The organism is Stenotrophomonas sp. Ker107b, assembly GCF_053847245.1.
The window spans coordinates 280,406-298,322 of the sequence record NZ_JBSPHX010000004.1 but is presented as its reverse complement, the minus strand read 5'-3'; the positions used below and the strand labels follow the sequence as shown (position 1 = coordinate 298,322).

Sequence of the window (17,917 nt, the reverse complement as noted above, 5' to 3'; positions counted from 1 at the left end):
GTTTTTTTTGGGGCGCCGCCGGGCACCTCTTTTCGTACTTGTTGCATGGGCCTCACTTCGATCGAGGTACAACCTTGGCGGTCACCCTCACGCCCATGGAGTCCCTCATGAATCGTTTGATCGCTGTTGTCCTCATCGCCGCACCGCTGAGCCTGGTCAGCGCCGGCGCACATGCCCAGTACACCGGCCCTGGCGCGACCAGCGCGGTCACCACCGTCGCCGAAGCACGCGACCAGCGCGATGACCAGCCCGTCGTGCTGCAGGGCACGCTGATCGCCAAGATCGGCCACGAACGCTATCGCTTCAAGGATGCCACCGGCGAGATCGACGTCGAGATCGATGACAAGGATCTGCCTGACCGGCAGCCCGTCAGCGCGACGACCGTGGTGGAGTTGCAGGGAGAAGTCGATACCCATCGCTTCAAGCCCACCGATATTGATGTGGAGCATGTGCGGATCATCGGCACGCGCTGATCTCCCTGCACCGTCAGACGCCCGGCATTGCGGGGCGTTCTGCGTTCATCGTCCGGCGGCCCTCAGCGTGTTTCCACATAGCGGCTGGGCGGTTCCCCCAGCACGCGACGGAACGCCGACGAGAACGCACTTGGGCTGGCGTATCCCAGATCCAGTGCGACCCGGGTGACCGGCTGCCCGGCACCCAGGCGTTCGATCGCGGCGAGCAGGCAGACCTGCTGGCGCCATTCGGCAAACCCCACCCCGGTGTCCGCGCGGAACTGGCGGGTGAACGTGCGTCGGCTCATGCCCGCTTCGGCGGCGACCTCATCGAGCGAGGCGGCGATCGAGGGCGCATCGAACAGCGGCTGGCAGGCGCGCGCCAGGCGCGGGTCGCGGGGCAGCGGTGCATGCAGTGACAGCCGTGGCATCGCGGCGATCTCCGCGACCAGCAACTGCATCAGCCGGCCGGCACGCCCCTCCAGGTCGTACAGTGCCGGCAGATCGACCGCATCGTCCATCAGGTGCCGCAGCAGCGCCGATACGGCATACACGCCGCAGCGCGCAGGCAAGCCGACCAGCGCCACTTCGTCCGCTGCCACGAACACATTGAGCATCGTGACCGGGCCACGCATCGCCATGGCATGCGCGACGCCTGCCGGCACCCAGCAGGCACGCTGTGGTGGCACCAGCCAGTGTCCTTCGGGTGTGGTGAGGCTGATGGTGCCGCGCGAGGCGAACGCGAACTGACCGCGCCGATGCGCGTGATCGGGGAAGACGGATCCGGCGGCGTAGTCGTTGGCGGTGACCACCACGGCGCGCGGTAGATCTTCAAAGGGATCGAGCAGGGTATTGCGCATGGCCCGGATTCTATCGCCATCGGCCTGATATCGACGGCGGGCCACGTGCCGCCGCCCTAACATCGCGGCCCCACCTCACACCTGCACGGTGCAGCCATGCCCACTACCTTTCATCGCGTCGGCACTGGCGCCCATCCTGTCCTGGTCCTGCACGGCTGGTTTGGCGACGCGCATGCGTTCGAACCCATCGAGCCGTGGCTGTCCGGTGAGGAGTTCACCTATGTGTTCATGGACTGCCGCGGCTACGGTGGCATGCGCGGGGTGCCCGGTGACTACACGATCGACGAGATCGCCAACGACGCGCTGACCTTGGCCGACACGCTGGGCATCGAGACCTTCAGCCTGATCGGGCATTCGATGGGCGGCATGGCCATCGAGCGGATCGCGGTGCTCGCCCCGGATCGCGTGCGCGCGCTCGTCGCCGTGGCCCCCGTGCCGTGCGGCGGCATCGCCTACGATTCACCCACGCGGCAGTTGCTTGAAGCGGCCGCGGGCAGCGTGAGCATCCGCCGGGGCATCATCGATCGCAGCACCGGTGGGCGGTTGCCCGCCGCGTGGCTGGACTGGAAGGCGCAGTACTCGATGGCGCACGCGTCGCCGGAGGCATTCGCGGCGTACTTCCCGGCCTGGGCGGACACGGACTTCCGCACGGAGATCATCGGCCGGCACCCGGTTAAGGTACTGATCGGTGAGCACGATCCGGTGTTCAACGCCGCCCTCATGGAAAGGACCTACCTGAGCCGCTATCGGCAGGCGACCCTGGAGGTGCTGGAAAGTGCGGGTCACTACCCGATGAACGAAACGCCGTTGGCCTTGGTTGCGGCGATCGAGCGCTTTCTGGTCCCGTTCGCCGAGGCCTGAGGGAGGCCGCGCGTGGTCTCAGCGGCTGCCCAGGTAACCCTCGATCTCGCCGTCGGCCAGCAGCTCACGCAGCTGCGCGGCCGACGCGCGCCGCATCGGCTTCTCATCGATGGCCGACAGCGGCGGTTGGCGCAGGCCATCGTAAGGCAGCACGGCGATGTCGAAGGTCAGGTCCTCGGCACTGAATACCCAGACTGGCGCATCCAGGCTGCGTTCGCGGTCCAGCCGCAGCCGACGCGTGCGCGATTCGGCCGGGATGCCATGCTCATCGAGGTAGCGTTGCACGGCATCGGCATCATCGCTGTGTACCTGCAACTGCACGGGGCTGTTGGCATCGGCGGTGCCATCCAGCACCGGGCCGCACAGGCGCGGTGAGAACCCCTGCAGGAAATCCATCGCGCGCAGGGCGGCCTCGCGGCGCTGGCGCAGCTGCGCGCCATGGTCGGCACCGGCGAACAGGCGCTGATACTCGCGCAGGGCGTCTTCGATCTCGGTGTTGCGGGGCAGGGAGGCATCGTCATGGATGCCGAGCCGGGTGGCGGCCTTGAGCTTGGCCTGGTGATAGTCGCGGATGCCGCCCTCGGCCATCAGACGGGCGGCTTCATGCGCCAGCTGATGGCGACGCTCACGGGTCTGGGTGGCTGCATGCTGACGGGCTCGATGCATGACCGGTACTCCTTGGCGACCTGCCCGGCAATGTACACCGGCGATGTGACAGGCAGGTAGCCATGCCGCGCGGTGCCCGCCCCGCAGCGACCGGCAGGCCCCTCGGCGAATGTCCCCCGGCCGCCGCCTGACGGCGACGGCCTCCTCCTTGATTTTTCCCAGGCGCCCAGCGCCCGACTCGCTGGGCGCCGCGCCTGCAAAGATACAGAGCGCGCTCCATGCTTGCCATGCCGATGGAAAAGAACCAAAAAAAGGCCGGGCAATGCCCGGCCTGTATTCCATCGCGGCGCCGGGCGTACCCGGCGCATGCGGTCAGAAGATATCGAACGCGGCGTCGTCGGCCTGCGGGGTCTGGCTGTTGAAGTCGTACTCCTCCAGCTTCTCCATGTCCTCCACCTTGACCCACTCGGTCGCGCCGTTGAGCGTGGCCTGGACCATGCCCGAGGGCGGCTCGTTCTGCGCGATCGGGGTGTCCTTCAGCGCGACGCGCATGTACTCGATCCAGATCGGCAGCGCGGCGCGGCCGCCGTACTCGCGGTAGCCGAGCGAGCGGAAGTCGTCGCGGCCGACCCACACGGTGGTCGCGTACGGGCCACCGAAACCGGAGAACCAGGCATCGCGGTGATCGTTGGTCGAGCCGGTCTTGCCGCCCACGTCTTCACGGCCGAGCACCTTGGCCGCGGTGCCGGTGCCGCGCTGGACCACGTCGCGCATCATCGAGTTGAGCTGGTACGCGGTGCGGGCATCGATCGCACGCGGGGCGACCTTGGCATCCGGGTTGACCGGTACCGGCGCTTCGACGGCGGCCGCCTGCTGCGGCTTGGCCGGTGCGGCGTTGGCCGCGGGCGCGGAGCCGAAGTTGAAGCCGTCCACCACCTGGCTGACCGGCACGCCGCTGCTGCCGGCGCAGTCGCGGCAGGCGATGGCCGGGTTCTCCTTGAACACTTCCACGCCGTCACGGTCGGTCACCCGGTCGATCAGCCAGGTGTCCACGCGCGAGCCGCCGTTGGCGAACACCGCATAGCCGCGCGCCACCGAGAGCGGGGTCAGCGAGGCGGTGCCCAGCGACATCGACAAATTCGGCGGCAGCTCGGCCTCGGCGAAGCCGAACTCGCTGATGTACTTGCGCGCGTAATCCACGCCCATGCCATCGAGCAGGCGCACCGAGACCAGGTTGCGCGACTGCACCAGTGCCTCACGCAGGCGCATCGGGCCGCGGAAGCCGCCGCCGTCGTTCTGCGGCGACCAGGTCTTGCCACGGCGGTCGCGGAACACGACCGGGGCATCGAGCACGATCGAGGCCGGATTGAAGCCCTTGTCGAAGGCGGCCGCGTAGATGAAGGGCTTGAAGCTCGACCCCGGCTGACGGCGCGCCTGGGTGGCACGGTTGAACTTGTTGCCGGAGAAGCTGAAGCCGCCGACCAGCGCCTTCAGGGCCCCGTTTTCGGCGTCCAGCGAGACCAGGGCGGCCTGGCCGCGCGGGATCTGGTCGAGCAGCCACTCGCCTTCCTTCTCACCGGCGCGCACCCGCACGATGTCGCCGCGGGTGACCAGCTTGGCCGGGGTCTTGTTGGTCCAGCGGGCGGCGCTGGCCGGCAGCACCACTTCGCTGCGGTTGCCCAGCACCACGGTGGCGCTGCCATCGGCGGCGGTGGCCGCCACGATGGCCGGCAGCAGGCCGGTCTGCGCCGGGATCCCGGCCAGCTTGGTGGCCAGCGCGGCGGCATCGGCATCGGCCGGGACCTCCACGTGCTGCTCCACCCCGTGCCAGCCGTGGCGGTGGTCGTAGGCCAGCAGGCCATCGCGCACCGACAGGTTGGCCGCGGTCTGCAGCTCGGCATTGATCGTGGTGGTCACGTGGTAACCCTTGTTGACCACGTCGCCGCCGAAGCGGGCAATCATTTCCTGACGGACCAGCTCGGCCACGTAGGGTGCTTCGACCTGTACCGGCGGCTCATGCGCGGTGGCGTGCATCGGCACGGCCTTGGCCGCGTCGGCCTCGGCCTGGGAGATGAAGCCCAGGCTGGCCATGCGCTGCAGCACATAGAAGTCGCGGCGCTCACGGGCGCGCTCGGGGTTGCTGATCGGATTGCCGGAGGAGGGGAACTTGGGAATGCCGGCCAGCGAAGCCATCTCGTCCAGGTCCAGCTCGCCCAGCTTCTTGCCGTAATAGAACTCGGCCGCGGCGGCCACGCCGTAGGCGCGGTTGCCGAAGAAACTCTTGTTCAGGTACAGCTCGAAAATCTCGTCCTTGCTCAGCTCGCTCTCGATCTTCCGGGCCAGCAGGATCTCGGCCAGCTTGCGGGTGTAGCTGTACTCCGAGCTCAGGAAGAACTGGCGGGCGACCTGCTGGGTGATGGTCGAGCCACCGGGCACGCGCTTGTCGTTGGTGGTGGCCAGCAGCCAGACCGCGCGGCCGATGCCCTTGTAGTCCACCCCGCCGTGTTCGTAGAAGCGGGCATCCTCGGTGGCCAGGAAGGCCTGCTTGAGGCGCTCCGGGACGTCCTTCATGGTGATGGGAGTGCGCCGGGTCTCGCCGAACACCGCCATGAGCTTGCCATCGCTGGCATAGACATACATGGGCTCCTGCATCTCCACGTCGCGCAGGGTCTGCACGTCGGGGAGCTTGGAGGAAATGGCGTAGTAGAGGCCGCCGGCCACCGCGGCGCCGATCAATGCCAGGACCAGGAACGCGACCAGCATCCAGCGCAGCCAACGGCGAAGACGTGTCATCAGTGACAGATTCCGATTGCGAATTTCGTGGTCGCAGAGTATAGATTACGCAAGGGAACGGCTGGGGGTGTTCCCGGGGAGAGCAGTCGATCGCCGTCTGGGGACGCGTGAAACGAGCAGTGATGCCCGTTTTACAGCTTGACGGTTGCGATTTGCAAAAAAAACGTTATTAATGCGCGGTCGCAGCTTCTGCGTCCAAGTGCCCATCGGCAGGGGAGAAACCGTGGGGCTTATCCCAAAAAGCCAGTCGCCTCTTATCGGCGTCGATATCAGCTCGACTGCAGTAAAGCTGTTGCAGCTATCCCGCAGCGGCAATCGTTTCCGCGTGGAACATTACGCTGTGGAACCACTTCCGCCGAATGCGGTGGTGGAAAAGAACATCGTGGAGGTCGAAGCGGTCGGGGAGGCCATTCGACGTGCCGTGAACCGCTCCGGGACCAAGGCACGGCATGCTGCCGCGGCCGTGGCCGGCTCGGCCGTGATCACCAAGCTGATCCCGATGCCGGCCGATCTGGACGAGAACGAGATGGAAGCCCAGGTCGAGCTCGAGGCGGTCAACTACATCCCGTACCCGATCGAGGAAGTGAACCTCGATTTCGAAGTGCTGGGTGCGATTCCGAACAACCCGGAAATGGTCCAGGTGCTGCTGGCGGCCTCGCGTTCGGAGAACGTCGAGCTGCGCCAGTCGGCACTGGAACTGGGCGGGCTGGTCGCGCGGGTCATGGACGTGGAGGCCTTCGCGGTCGAGAACGCCTTTGCCCTGGTCGCCAGCGAACTGCCGGTGGCCAGTGATGGCGTGGTCGCGCTGGTGGACATCGGCGCCACCATGACCACCCTGAACGTCCTGCGCGGCGGGCGCAGCCTGTACAGCCGCGAACAGGTGTTCGGCGGCAAGCAGCTGACCGACGAAGTGATGCGCCGCTACGGGCTGACCTACGAAGAGGCCGGCCTGGCCAAGCGCCAGGGTGGGTTGCCGGAAAGCTACGAGATGGAAGTCCTGGAGCCCTTCAAGGAAGCCACCGTCCAGCAGATCAGCCGTCTGCTGCAGTTCTTCTATGCGGGCAGCGAGTTCAACCGGGTCGATCACATCGTGCTCGCCGGCGGTTGCGCGGCCCTGACCGGTTTGCCGGACATGGTGGAAGAGCAGCTGGGCGTGGCCACCGTGGTGGCCAACCCGCTGGCGCAGATGACGCTGGGTCCGAAGGTGCAGGCGCACGCGCTGGCCCAGGATGCCCCGGCGCTGATGATCGCGACCGGTCTGGCGCTGAGGAGCTTTGACTGATGGCGCGCATCAATCTATTGCCCTGGCGCGCCGAGCGGCGCAAGCAACGCCAGCGCGACTTCTACGCCATGCTCGGTGGGGCCGCCATCGGTGGCCTGCTGCTGTCGCTGCTGATCTGGTTCTACTACGACCGTCAGGTCAGCGGGCAGGCCGATCGCAATACCTATCTGCAGGCCGAGATCGACAAGGTCAAGGAGCAGAACAAGGAGATCGAGCGCCTGGACCGCCAGAAGGATCGACTGCTGGCCCGCAAGGCCGTGATCGAGGAACTGCAGGCCAAGCGTTCGCAGATGGTGCACCTGTTCGATGCGCTGGTCCGGACCATCCCCGACGGGGTGGTGCTGACCACGCTCAAGCAGGAAGGCGATGTGCTGACTCTGGAAGGGCGCACGCAGTCCAACGCACGCGTCAGCGCCTACATGCGCAACCTGGAAAGCTCGGGCTGGATGACCAATCCGGAGCTGTCGATCATTGAAGCCAAGGCGCCGGAACGTGACAAGGCGGGCGCCACCAGCGGCCCGGTGGCGGACATCAAGTCGCTGCCGTACATGTTCGTGGTCAAGGTCAATCTGCCGGCCCAGAGCAGCGTTACCGAGCTGGCCGCCGATGGCAGTGTGATCGAGCCGACCGCCGATCCCGCGCCGCCGGGCGCCACGCCGGTTCCGCCGGTGGCGCCGTTGTCACCGGCGCCGGCAACGGACGCACCGGCGTCGCCCGATGCCGCCGACCCGGCCAAGCCGGCCGGCAGCCGGATCGTGCCGTCCACGCCGTCCACGCAACCTGCACAACCGGCGGCGCCGGCCCCGGCCCAGAAGGGGGCCGCCGCATGAGCCAGAAGATCAATCTCAAAGAGCTGGACTTCAACAACATCGGCAACTGGCCGCAGAAGGCCAAGGTGGTGTTCTGCGTGCTGCTGGCGCTGTTCATCATGATCATGTCGTGGTTCCTGCTGATCAGTGGCAAGCGCGATGAACTGGCCTCGCTGGAAAGCCGCGAGAGCCAGCTGCGCAGCGAGTTCGAGAAAGAACAGGGCCGTGCGGTCAATCTGGAGCCGCTCAAGCAGCAGCTGACCCAGATGGAGCAGGTGCTGCAGCAGATGCTGCGCCAGCTGCCCAGCAAGACCGAAATGCCGGACCTGATCATCGACATCTCGCAGACGGCACTGTCCAGCGGCCTGTCCAACGAGCTGTTCCAGCCCGGTGCCGAGCAGCCCAAGGAGTTCTACGCCGAAAAGCCGATCGCCCTGCGCATGGTGGGCAGCTACCACCAGTTCGGCGCGTTCGTCAGCGGTGTGGCCTCGCTGCCGCGCGTGGTCATCCTGACCATGCACGACATCAACCTGAAGCCGAAGGATCCCAAGACCGGCATCACCGCCCGCAGCGGTGCGCTGGAGTTGTCCGGAACGGTCAAGACCTACCGTTACCTGGATGACGTGGAGATGGAAGCGCAGGAAAAGGCTGCTGCCGAGAAGGAAAAGGCCGCCAAGGGAGGCAAGAAATGAGCCGCCTGACCTCGACCGCACGGGTGTGCGGCCTGTTGGGGGTGGTACTGCTGGCCGGCTGCGCACGCGGCGTGACCAGTACCCCCGGCGATGCGCCGAACCTGGAAAAGTGGGTGGCCGATGTGCGTGCACGTCCGGCACCGCCGCTTGAGCCGCTGCCGGTGATGCAGCAGTTCGAGACGTTTGAGTATTCCGCGCAGGGGATGCGCGACCCGTTCACCGACGCCTGGGCCAATCCGCAAGGGGGATCGGGGCTGCGTCCGGATCCGAACCGCCGTAAGGAGCCGCTGGAAGATTTCCCGCTGGACAGCCTGGACATGGTGGGGTCGATCGGCCGTGGGGGCGGGCTCGTCGTGCTGGTGATGGCGCCGGACAAAGTCACCTATCGGGTGCGTCCGGGCGTTTATCTGGGGCAGAGCGACGGGCGGGTGACCGGGGTCTTCGAGGACCGGATTGAGCTGATTGAACTGGTGCCGGATGGCGCGGGTGGCTGGCTGGAACGGCCGGCAACGCTCGCGCTTGAAGATCAATGAATGATTATGGGGATAGCACGATGACCTTTTCCAACGCCATGCGGCTGCGTTCCGTCCGGCGCCAGAAGTTGCTCCACCTGTGCGCGCTGGGAGTCGCGCTCATGGTGGCCAACGGCACGCTGATGGCGGCGACGCCCAGCGGCGCAGTGCCCAAACCGGCGGCGACCACCGCGCCGGCAAGTGCGCCGGCCTCGCTGTCGGTGTCCAAGATCGATTTCAAGCGCGGTGATGATGGCGCTGGCCGGCTGATCCTGCAGTTCGATGGCCAGGGCGCCAGTCCGGACCTGCGCAGCCAGGGCAACAGTGTCGTCATCGACGTGGGCAATGCGCGTCTGCCGGAGAGTCTGCAGAAGCCGATCAACGTGACCGATTTCGCCACCCCGGTGCAGCGCATCGATGCCAAGCCGTACGGCGGCGGTACGCAGCTGGTGCTCAACACCAACACCGCGTTCGAGTCGCTGGCCTACCAAAGCGGCAACGAGTACGTGGTCGAGATCAGCCCGCGCCAGGCGGCCCCGGCCACCGGTGCGATCAATGCCACCACCGTCACCCAGGCCGCAGCGGCACTTGGCCAGCGCGGCTATAGTGGCAAGCCGGTGACCTTCAACTTCCAGGACGTGCCGGTACGCACCGTGCTGCAGCTGGTCGCGGAGGAATCCAACCTCAACGTGGTCGCTTCCGACAGCGTGCAGGGCAATGTCACGCTGCGCCTGATCAACGTGCCGTGGGACCAGGCGCTGGACATCGTGCTGCGGGCCAAGGGCCTGGACAAGCGCCGCGATGGTGGCGTGATCTGGGTCGCGCCGCAGCCGGAACTGGCCAAGTTCGAGCAGGACAAGGAAGACGCGCGCATCGCGATCGAGAACCGCGAGGATCTGGTCACCGATTACGTGCAGATCAACTACCACAACGCCGGGGCGATCTTCAAAGCGCTGACCGAAGCCAAGGGTATCGGCGGCAGCAGCGGTGGCAGTGGTGGCAGCTCGCAGGAAGACAGCGGGTTCCTGTCCTCGCGCGGCCGTATCGTGGCCGACGAGCGCACCAACACCCTGATGATCAGCGATATCCCGAAGAAGATCGCGCGGATGCGTGAGCTGATCAACGTGATCGACCGCCCGGTCGACCAGGTATTGATCGAAAGCCGGATCGTGATCGCCACCGATACCTTCGCGCGCGAACTCGGCGCCAAGTTCGGCATCAGCGGCAGTCGTCAGGACGTGTTCTTCGGTGCCAATACCGATCAGAACCATTCCAACATCACCGATCGCGGGACCAAGGACGCCGAGTATCAGAAGGCGATCAACGAGTGGGTGGCCGGTGGTCGCACCGGCGCCATTCCGGTCCGTGGGCCGACCAAGTTCGCCGAAGGGCTGAACTGGAACCTGCCGGTGGCCGCGATCAACAATCCCGGCTCGCTTGCGCTGTCGATCCTCAATGCCGGCTACCTGCTGGATGTCGAACTCTCGGCCATGCAGGCCGAATCGCGCGGCGAAGTGATCTCCAACCCGCGTGTGGTCACCACCAACCAGCGCGAAGCGGTGATCAAGCAGGGTAAGGAAATCGGCTACGTCACCATCAGCGGCGGCGGTGCGGCCGGTGCGGCGGCTCAGCCCAACGTCCAGTTCAAGGAAGTGGTGCTGGAGCTGAAGGTCACCCCGACCATCACCAACGACAACCGTGTGTTCCTCAACATGGCGGTCAAGAAGGATGAAGTGGAAAGCTACATCCTGCTGGAAGGTTATGGCCAGGTGCCCACCATCAACCGTCGCGAAGTGAATACCGCAGTGCTGGTGGACGACGGCCAGACCGTGGTCATCGGTGGCGTGTACGAGTTCACCGACCGCACCAGCATCAACAAGGTGCCGTTCCTGGGCGACGTGCCGTTCCTGGGCAATCTGTTCAAGAAGCGCAGCCGCAACAAGGACAAGGCCGAACTGCTGGTGTTCGTGACCCCGAAGGTGCTGCGCGTGGCCAAGTCCAACCCGGCCGTCAACTGACACACACCCATGCTGCAATGACGAAAGGGCCGCCTCGTGCGGCCCTTTCTGCGTTCAGCCAATCTTGATGTCGTAACCGTCGCTGTCCTGCCATCATGGCGATGGAACCTCTGCCCACCGTGGAGGTCACATGGATGCCATGAATCTGCCGCCCCCCATGCCCGATACCTCCTCATCCGCTCCGGTGGAGCACGACCGCCTGCACGACGCGTTCCGCGCCCTGCGCGATGCCCTGTCCGCCGACATCGTGGGCCAGAGCGCGCTCGTGGAGCGCCTGCTGACCGCGCTGCTGGCCGATGGCCACCTGCTGGTCGAAGGCGCGCCCGGCCTGGCCAAGACCACCGCGATCCGCGCGCTGGCCGCCCGGCTGGACGCGGATTTCTCCCGCGTGCAGTTCACGCCCGATCTGCTGCCGGCCGATCTGACCGGCACCGAGATCTGGCGTCCGCAGGAAGGCCGTTTCGAGTTCGTGCCCGGCCCGATCTTCCACCCCATCCTGCTGGCCGACGAAATCAACCGTGCCCCGGCCAAAGTGCAGTCGGCGCTGCTCGAAGCGATGGGCGAGCGCCAGGTCACCGTGGGACGCCATACCTATCCGTTGCCGTCGCTGTTCCTGGTGATGGCCACGCAGAACCCGATCGAGCAGGAAGGCACCTTCCCGCTGCCCGAAGCCCAGCTGGACCGCTTCCTGATGCACGTCCGGATCGGCTACCCGGATTCGGACGCCGAGGCCGAGATCCTGCGCCTGGCGCGTGAGCGGGCCCGGGAGGCGCTGTCCACCCCGGCCGCCGCGCCCGCCCGCATGCCGTTGAGCGATGTCTTTGCTGCACGCAAGGCCGTGCTGTCGCTGCATATGGCGCCGGCGCTGGAGCGGTACCTCATCGAAATCGTGCTGGCCTCGCGCGATGCCGCCCGCTATGACGCGGCACTCGCCCGGCGTATCGCCTGGGGCGCCAGCCCGCGTGGTTCGATCGCCCTGGAGCGCTGCGCACGCGCGCGCGCCTGGCTGGCCGGCCGCGACTTCGTGACCCCGGAAGATGTGCGCAACGTGGCCCCGGACGTGCTGCGCCACCGTGTGCTGCCCAGCTATGAAGCCACGGCCGAGGGCTGGGATGGCGAGCGGCTGGTGGCCGAGCTGCTGGCCCGCGTGCCGGCGCCCTGAGCGCCATGGACGTGCCCGTGCCTGCCGCCACGCCGCTTGAGGGCGATGGCCTGCAGCCGCGCCTGGCCGAACTGGTCGCGCTGCGGCGCAGTGCGCATCGTGCGCCGCCAGCCCGGCGCGGCCGGCTCGGTCATGCCGGCAGTGCGCCGTCGCCCGCGCGCGGGCGCGGCATGGAATACGCCGAATCGCGCGAGTACGTGCCGGGCGATGACGCGCGGCATATCGACTGGCGCGTCACCGCGCGCACCGGGCGCGCACATACCAAACTCTTCCAGGCCGAGCGCGAGCGCTTGACGCTGCTGGTCGCCGATACCGACCCGGTGCTGTATTTCGGCACCCGGGTCCGCTTCAAATCCGTGCAGGCCGCGCGCGTCGGCGCGGTCGCGGCGTGGCTGGCGCAGCGCCAGGGCGATCGCCTTGCTGCCGTGCGCGGCAGCACCCGGGAGCCGCCGATCGCACCGGCCGGCGGCACCCGCGGTGTGCTGCGGGTGCTCGATGCCTTGACCCGCTGGTATGCCGAACCGCCCGCCGACGATGCCGGCCTGGATCGTGCGCTGGAGCAGGCGGCGCGGCTGCTGCGCCCTGGCGCACGCGTGGTGGTGCTGGCCGATCCGGCGCGCGCCGCGACGATCAGCAGTGCACGCTGGGCCGCACTGGCCATGCACCACGAAGTGGTGGTGATGCTGCTGGTCGATCCGCTGGAACTGGCGCCTCCGGCCGAGGCATTGCCATTTCTTTCGCAGGGCCGGCGGGTGCTGCTCGATCTGGGCAGCGCAGCGGTGCGCGAGCACTGGCGCGATCGTTTCGTGGCACCACTGGAAGCGCTGCAGAACGGCCTGGCCGCGCGCCGCATCCAGGTGCATGTGGTGGCCACCGATGATGCCAGCGACAGCTGGCTGAGCCCGATGCCGACCGCGGTGGTGGCATGAGCACCGCGGCCTCGCTGCCGTTGCGCGATGTGCAGCTGCCACCGTCACCGTCGTGGTGGCCGCCCGCGCCGGGCTGGTGGCTGGTGTTTGTCGCGATCATGCTGGTGGCGGCAGCGATCTGGGCGTGGCAATGGCGCCGGCGACGTGTACGCCAGCGCTGGCTGGATCTGTTCGATGCCCAGGTAGCCCAGGCCGGTTCGCCGGTGCTGGAAGTGGCGGCCATCGCCGAGCTGCTGCGCCGCGCCGCACGTCAGTACCAGCCCGGGGCGGAACGTCTGCAGGGCGACGCATGGCTGGCGTTCCTGGACGAGAAGAACAGCCGGGCCTTTTCCGGGGGCGACGGCGCGCTGCTGCTCGAGGGCGGCTATCGGCCGAGTGTCGACGCTGAAGCGGTGCAGCGGTTGCGCGTCCTCGCGCGCCGCCGTTATCTGTCGCTGCTGACGGAGCGGCGCCGATGATCGCGATCACATGGCCGGCATGGTTGAGCTGGCTCGACGGCCTGGCCTGGCCGTGGATGCTGCTGGCGTTGCCGTTACCGATCCTGATGCGCTGGTGGCCCTCGCGGCCCGGTGCAGGTGCCGCGTTGCGGGTGCCGTATGCCGCCGAGCAGCTGCAGTCGCTCGGGCCTGCTTCGGGCGGTGCCGGGCCACGACTGGGGCGCGCGCTGCTATGGCTGGCGTGGGCCTGCCTGTGTGTGGCCGCCGCGCGACCGCAGCAGTTGGGTGAGGCGGTGACGCCACCGCAGCAGGGCCGGCAGATGATGCTCGCGGTGGACGTGTCCGGCAGCATGAGCGAAGCGGACATGATGCTCGGCAACCAGGTGGTCGAGCGGCTGACGGCGGCCAAGGCCGTGCTGGCCGACTTCCTCGACCGCCGAGTGGGCGATCGTGTTGGCCTGCTGATCTTCGGTGAGCGTGCCTATACGCTGACCCCGTTGACTGCCGACCTCACCAGTGTGCGCGATCAGCTGCGCGACAGCGTGGTCGGCCTGGCCGGGCGTGAGACCGCCATTGGCGATGCGATCGCGCTGGCGGTCAAACGCCTGCGCGAACAACCCGAAGGCCAACGCGTGCTGATCCTGCTTACCGACGGTGTGAGCAACGCCGGCGTGCTCGAGCCGCTGCGTGCGGCCGAGCTGGCCCAGACCGAAGGCGTGCGCGTCTATACCGTGGCCTTTGGCGGTGACGGCGGCATCAGTCTGTTTGGCGTGCAGATCGCCCCGGGCGAGGATCCGGTCGACGAGGCCACCTTGAACAGGATTGCCGAGCTCACCGGCGGCCGCTCGTTCCGGGCGCGCAATACCAATGAGCTGGCCGGCATCTATGCCGAACTGGAACGCCTGGAGCCGGTGAAATCGGCCGGGCCTGCGGTGCGGCCGCGGATCGAGCGCTATGCCTTGCCGCTGGCGTTGGCACTGCTGCTGGCCGGCCTGGCCTGGCTGCTGCCGAGGCGCTGGCGATGAACGTGAGCTGGAATGCTCTGCATTTCGTGCGCCCCGATGCGTTGTGGGCGCTGCTGGCGCTGCCGCTGCTGGTGGCGATCTGGTGGCTGCGCCGGCGGCGCAGCAATGTCTGGCGGCAGACGGTCGATGCCCATCTGCTGCGTCATCTGCTGGTTGGCCGCGACCGCCGCGCCTGGGGTGGGGTGATCGTGCTGCTGCTCGGCACAGCGATCGCCATCGTCGCGCTGGCCGGCCCGTCGTGGCGGCAGGTCGCCCAGCCGTTGTGGCAGACGCCGTCGCCGCTGGTGGTGGCACTGGACCTCTCCTCGCGCGTTACCGCGACCGATCTGCCGCCGTCGCGCCTGCTGCAGGCGCGCGCCAAGCTGGCCACCTTGCTGCGCGAGCGTCAGGGCGGCGAAATTGCGTTGCTGGTGTACGCCGATGATGCCTACACCGTGGCACCACTGACCGACGACATGGCCAATGTCGCGCTGTATCTGGATGCGCTGGCACCGGATGTGATGCCACGCGATGGCCAGCGTGCCGATCGGGCGCTGGAAACGGCGGTCAAGCTGCTGCAGCAATCCGGCGCGCGCAGCGGCGACATCCTGCTGCTGACCGACCGCGCCGACGCCGATGCCGAACAGGCGGCGGCCTCGGCACGTGCGCAGGGCTTCGTGGTCTCCGTGCTCGGTCTGGGCACGCCGCAGGGCGCGGCCTACCGCAACGGCGAGGGCCAGATCGTGCCGGCGCGGCTGGAGGAGGGCACGCTGCGGGGTGTCGCCAGCCGTGGCGGCGGCCGCTATGCGCGTATCGCCTCCGATGACAAGGATCTTGCGGCGCTCGACGTGTTGACCCCGCGGGTCAGTGCCGATGACAGCCGGGAAGGGCAGGGCCGCACGTGGCGCGATGAAGGCTTCTGGCTGCTGCCGCCGCTGATGCTGCTGGCACTGTTCGCGTTCCGCCGCCGCGGTCTGCTCGTGGTGCTGGTGATGATCGCGGCGCTGCCGATGGCGATGCCGACGTCTGCGCACGCAGCAGAGGGCACATGGTGGCAGCGCGCCGATCAGCTCGATCAGCAGCGCCTGTCCACCGGCGTGGATGCGTACCGCAAGGGCGACTTCAAGGCGGCGCAGCAGCAGTTCGAGGGCATCGATACGGACGCAGGCTGGTACAACCTCGGCAATGCATTGGCGCGACAGGGCCAGTACGACGCGGCCATCGATGCCTACGACCGTGCGCTGAAAGCGCACCCGGGCATGGCTGATGCGGTCGCCAATCGCGCTGCGGTCGATGCCGCACGCAAGCGCAGGCCACCGCAGAGCAACGACCAGAACAACGATCAGAAAGAAGGAAAGAAGCCGCCCGACAAGCCCGACGCCGGCAAGAGCCAGGGGCAGGGACAGGGCAAGGACGGTGACGGTTCGCCGCCGCAGGACAAGGGCGAACAGGGGCAGTCTCCGCCGCCCTCGTCCGGTGATCCGAAGGATGGCCGCTCCCAGGGCGAGAAGTCGCCGCAAGCGGCCGACAGCCAGGCGCAGGCCGAGGCCGACGCGGCCCAGCGCGAGCGCATGCAGCAGGCGATGCAGCGCCAAGGGAAGAACGACGGCACCGACAAGGCGCAGGGCCAGGTCAGCGGCACCCCGCAGCAGCGCGAGCAGCAGCAGGCCGTCGAAGCCTGGATGCGGCGGGTACCCGATGACCCGGGCAGCCTGCTGCGGGCCAAGTTCCAGCTGGAAAACGAACGCAGGAAACAGGAAGGGCGATGACACATTCCACGATACAGCGCGGGTTGCGCGCCGGGCTTGCCCTGCTGCTGTGCGCGAGCATGGCCGTGCACGCGCAGACCCGTGCCTGGCTCGACCGCGAGCAGATCACCGACAGCGATACCGTCACCCTCAACATCGAATCCGATGCGGGCGGCGGCGCGCCGGATTATGGCCCGCTGCGGACCGACTTCGATCTCAGCAGCCAGACCAGCAGCCGCCAGGTGCAGTGGACCAATGGCGCGACGACCTCGCGCGCGCTGTATGCCGTGCTGCTCAGTCCCAGGCGCAGTGGCACGCTGCAGATTCCCGCCCTGCAGGTGGGCAGCGGCCGGACCCAGCCGCTGACCCTGCAGGTCGCTGCCAGCAGCGCCGCTGCCCCGGCGGCGGCCAGCAGCAATGCCGCCGTGTTCCTGGAAACCGAGGTCGACGATGCCACACCCTATGTGCAGCAGAGCGTGGGCGTGGTGGTGCGGCTGTTCTACGCCGCGCAATTGCTCAGCGGTGAACTGGTACTCGATACGCCGGCCGGTGCATCGCTGCAGCGGGTGGGCGATGACCGCAGCCAGGTACGCGAGGTCAACGGCCGCCGCTACAACGTGGTGGAGCGGCGCTTTCTGCTGATCCCCGAGCGCAGTGGCCCGCTGGTGCTGCCGGCCGCGCAGTTCAATGGGCGCAGTGCGGGCGGCTTCTTCAATGACATGTTCGGCGGTGACGGTCGGCTCCGCGCGGCCTCGGCCCAGCGCACGCTGCAGGTCCAGGCGCAGCCAGCCTCGGCACCCCAACCGTGGCTGCCACTGCATGGGCTGCGCCTGCGCTACACCGCCGCGCCCACCACCGGCCGTGCCGGTGAAGCGGCCACCGTGGTGGTGGAGGCCGTGGCCGAGGGCGCGACCAAGGCGCAGTTCCCGGAGCTGCCGGTGCCGGACGTCGGCCCAGGCGCGCAGGTGTTCGCCGAGCCGCCGCAGTTCGATGAAACCTTCAATGGCAACACCCCGCAGCTCACGCTGACCCGGCGCTTTGCGATCGTGCCGCGCCAGGCTGGGCCGCTGACGGTCCCGGGCCTGCGGATGGCGTGGTGGGACGTGGCCGCCGGTCAACCCCGCAGCGCCACCCTGCCTGACCTGCAACTGGACATCGCCGCCGGGGTCGCTGGCAGTGCCGCGCCGACCTTGCCGGTAGACACCACCTCGGCCCTGCCGGGCGAGCCGGCGGCATCTTCCACCGATCTGCAGCTGGCGCCGGCGCAGGGCGCGTCACGGCCGTGGGGCTGGATCGGGCTGTCGGCCGGCCTGGCCGTGCTGTGGCTGCTGACCCTGGTCTGGGGCTGGCACCGGCGCGGGCGCCCGGTTGCCGTGCGCGGTGCCGAAGGCGGCGTTCCCGCCGCCGCGGCAGGCAGCGCGTACACCCGCGCCGATCTGCGCCGGGCCATGGAAGCGGGCGGGCTCGATGAGATCGTCGCGGTGCTGGCGGGCATGGGCGGTGTGCAGACCCTGGAGCAGGTGCTGGAGCACCTCGACGATGCCCAGCAGCGCGAGGCGTTGGTCCAGATGCAGCAGGTCCGCTGGGGCGGGCAGGGCGGCGATGTCGGCCAGGCCCGGCAGGACCTGCGGCGCGCCTTCCATGACGGACCACACTGGCGGGTGCGTGCGGCCGCCCAGAACAATGCCCTTGCGCCGTTGTACCCATCTGCGCATTCATAAAAAGGCGTGTCGGTCACGGCGGCCGCCTTTG

Annotated in this window: 16 protein-coding genes; 13 read left to right on the top strand and 3 right to left on the bottom strand. The window is 68.0% G+C overall.

Going from position 1 to position 17,917, the window contains the following annotated elements; genetic code table 11:
- Positions 1-107: 107 nt before the first annotated feature.
- Entirely contained in the window at positions 108-473 is a 366-nt protein-coding gene (locus ACWV8V_RS18545) for a NirD/YgiW/YdeI family stress tolerance protein (protein WP_259259272.1), read from the top strand.
- Positions 474-535: 62 nt separating this feature from the next.
- Here ACWV8V_RS18545 and ACWV8V_RS18540 read toward each other — a convergent pair whose 3' ends face one another.
- Positions 536-1,312, bottom strand: a complete 777-nt coding sequence (locus tag ACWV8V_RS18540) for an AraC family transcriptional regulator (RefSeq protein WP_455900433.1) — start codon at positions 1,310-1,312, stop codon at positions 536-538.
- A 96-nt stretch (positions 1,313-1,408) separates the two neighbouring features.
- Here ACWV8V_RS18540 and ACWV8V_RS18535 point away from each other — a divergent pair, with 96 nt between their 5' ends.
- Positions 1,409-2,173: an alpha/beta fold hydrolase gene (locus tag ACWV8V_RS18535; RefSeq protein ID WP_455900432.1), complete on the top strand. Its 765-nt coding sequence runs from the start codon at positions 1,409-1,411 to the stop codon at positions 2,171-2,173.
- A gap of 18 nt (positions 2,174-2,191) precedes the next feature.
- Here ACWV8V_RS18535 and ACWV8V_RS18530 read toward each other — a convergent pair whose 3' ends face one another.
- Together ACWV8V_RS18530 and ACWV8V_RS18525 are read right to left on the bottom strand one after the other, a co-directional pair.
- Positions 2,192-2,839 (bottom strand): hypothetical protein, encoded by a 648-nt coding sequence (locus ACWV8V_RS18530; RefSeq protein WP_455900431.1) that lies wholly within the window; start codon positions 2,837-2,839, stop codon positions 2,192-2,194.
- A 312-nt stretch (positions 2,840-3,151) separates the two neighbouring features.
- On the bottom strand, positions 3,152-5,572 hold the full coding sequence (locus tag ACWV8V_RS18525; protein WP_455900430.1) for a penicillin-binding protein 1A: 2,421 nt from the start codon (positions 5,570-5,572) through the stop codon (positions 3,152-3,154).
- Positions 5,573-5,795: 223 nt separating this feature from the next.
- Between ACWV8V_RS18525 and ACWV8V_RS18520 the strand changes: the two genes are divergently transcribed.
- The 11 genes from ACWV8V_RS18520 to ACWV8V_RS18470 all read left to right on the top strand — a co-directional run bounded on the left by ACWV8V_RS18520 (position 5,796) and on the right by ACWV8V_RS18470 (position 17,886).
- Positions 5,796-6,854 carry a pilus assembly protein PilM gene (locus tag ACWV8V_RS18520; protein WP_123730869.1) on the top strand — a complete coding sequence of 353 codons (1,059 nt, stop codon included), beginning with the start codon at positions 5,796-5,798 and terminating at the stop codon, positions 6,852-6,854.
- Complete coding sequence (locus tag ACWV8V_RS18515; RefSeq protein ID WP_259259278.1) at positions 6,854-7,684, top strand: PilN domain-containing protein; 831 nt, start codon at positions 6,854-6,856, stop codon at positions 7,682-7,684. Before ACWV8V_RS18520 ends, ACWV8V_RS18515 begins: the two co-directional genes overlap by 1 nt.
- A complete protein-coding gene (locus ACWV8V_RS18510) occupies positions 7,681-8,355 on the top strand; it encodes a type IV pilus inner membrane component PilO (protein WP_259259280.1) in 675 nt (224 codons plus the stop codon). Before ACWV8V_RS18515 ends, ACWV8V_RS18510 begins: the two co-directional genes overlap by 4 nt.
- Positions 8,352-8,888 carry a pilus assembly protein PilP gene (locus ACWV8V_RS18505; RefSeq protein ID WP_259259282.1) on the top strand — a complete coding sequence of 179 codons (537 nt, stop codon included), beginning with the start codon at positions 8,352-8,354 and terminating at the stop codon, positions 8,886-8,888. The genes ACWV8V_RS18510 and ACWV8V_RS18505 overlap by 4 nt, the downstream gene beginning before the upstream one ends.
- A 20-nt stretch (positions 8,889-8,908) precedes the next feature.
- On the top strand, positions 8,909-10,885 hold the full coding sequence (locus ACWV8V_RS18500; RefSeq protein ID WP_259259284.1) for a type IV pilus secretin PilQ: 1,977 nt from the start codon (positions 8,909-8,911) through the stop codon (positions 10,883-10,885).
- A gap of 139 nt (positions 10,886-11,024) precedes the next feature.
- Positions 11,025-12,047, top strand: coding sequence for an AAA family ATPase (locus tag ACWV8V_RS18495; protein ID WP_455900429.1), 1,023 nt, complete (start codon positions 11,025-11,027; stop codon positions 12,045-12,047).
- A gap of 5 nt (positions 12,048-12,052) precedes the next feature.
- On the top strand, positions 12,053-12,976 hold the full coding sequence (locus ACWV8V_RS18490) for a DUF58 domain-containing protein (protein ID WP_455900428.1): 924 nt from the start codon (positions 12,053-12,055) through the stop codon (positions 12,974-12,976).
- Positions 12,973-13,434 (top strand): DUF4381 domain-containing protein, encoded by a 462-nt coding sequence (locus ACWV8V_RS18485; RefSeq protein WP_455900427.1) that lies wholly within the window; start codon positions 12,973-12,975, stop codon positions 13,432-13,434. Before ACWV8V_RS18490 ends, ACWV8V_RS18485 begins: the two co-directional genes overlap by 4 nt.
- A gap of 5 nt (positions 13,435-13,439) precedes the next feature.
- The gene (locus tag ACWV8V_RS18480) at positions 13,440-14,438 is read left to right on the top strand and encodes a vWA domain-containing protein (RefSeq protein ID WP_455900436.1); all 999 of its coding nucleotides are present in this window, start codon (positions 13,440-13,442) and stop codon (positions 14,436-14,438) included.
- Complete coding sequence (locus ACWV8V_RS18475) at positions 14,435-16,186, top strand: VWA domain-containing protein (protein WP_455900426.1); 1,752 nt, start codon at positions 14,435-14,437, stop codon at positions 16,184-16,186. Before ACWV8V_RS18480 ends, ACWV8V_RS18475 begins: the two co-directional genes overlap by 4 nt.
- On the top strand, positions 16,183-17,886 hold the full coding sequence (locus ACWV8V_RS18470) for a BatD family protein (RefSeq protein WP_455900425.1): 1,704 nt from the start codon (positions 16,183-16,185) through the stop codon (positions 17,884-17,886). The genes ACWV8V_RS18475 and ACWV8V_RS18470 overlap by 4 nt, the downstream gene beginning before the upstream one ends.
- The last annotated feature ends 31 nt before the right edge of the window (positions 17,887-17,917 follow it).

Excerpts from the sequence above, each read along its gene's own strand:
- ACWV8V_RS18545 (WP_259259272.1), top strand. The coding sequence starts at position 108 with ATGAATCGTTTGATCGCTGTTGTCCTCATCGCCGCACCGCTGAGCCTG.
- ACWV8V_RS18540 (WP_455900433.1), bottom strand. The coding sequence starts at position 1,312 with ATGCGCAATACCCTGCTCGATCCCTTTGAAGATCTACCGCGCGCCGTG.
- ACWV8V_RS18535 (WP_455900432.1), top strand. The coding sequence starts at position 1,409 with ATGCCCACTACCTTTCATCGCGTCGGCACTGGCGCCCATCCTGTCCTG.
- ACWV8V_RS18530 (WP_455900431.1), bottom strand. The coding sequence starts at position 2,839 with ATGCATCGAGCCCGTCAGCATGCAGCCACCCAGACCCGTGAGCGTCGC.
- ACWV8V_RS18525 (WP_455900430.1), bottom strand. The coding sequence starts at position 5,572 with ATGACACGTCTTCGCCGTTGGCTGCGCTGGATGCTGGTCGCGTTCCTG.
- ACWV8V_RS18515 (WP_259259278.1), top strand. The coding sequence starts at position 6,854 with ATGGCGCGCATCAATCTATTGCCCTGGCGCGCCGAGCGGCGCAAGCAA.
- ACWV8V_RS18510 (WP_259259280.1), top strand. The coding sequence starts at position 7,681 with ATGAGCCAGAAGATCAATCTCAAAGAGCTGGACTTCAACAACATCGGC.
- ACWV8V_RS18505 (WP_259259282.1), top strand. The coding sequence starts at position 8,352 with ATGAGCCGCCTGACCTCGACCGCACGGGTGTGCGGCCTGTTGGGGGTG.
- ACWV8V_RS18500 (WP_259259284.1), top strand. The coding sequence starts at position 8,909 with ATGACCTTTTCCAACGCCATGCGGCTGCGTTCCGTCCGGCGCCAGAAG.
- ACWV8V_RS18495 (WP_455900429.1), top strand. The coding sequence starts at position 11,025 with ATGAATCTGCCGCCCCCCATGCCCGATACCTCCTCATCCGCTCCGGTG.
- ACWV8V_RS18490 (WP_455900428.1), top strand. The coding sequence starts at position 12,053 with ATGGACGTGCCCGTGCCTGCCGCCACGCCGCTTGAGGGCGATGGCCTG.
- ACWV8V_RS18485 (WP_455900427.1), top strand. The coding sequence starts at position 12,973 with ATGAGCACCGCGGCCTCGCTGCCGTTGCGCGATGTGCAGCTGCCACCG.
- ACWV8V_RS18475 (WP_455900426.1), top strand. The coding sequence starts at position 14,435 with ATGAACGTGAGCTGGAATGCTCTGCATTTCGTGCGCCCCGATGCGTTG.
- ACWV8V_RS18470 (WP_455900425.1), top strand. The coding sequence starts at position 16,183 with ATGACACATTCCACGATACAGCGCGGGTTGCGCGCCGGGCTTGCCCTG.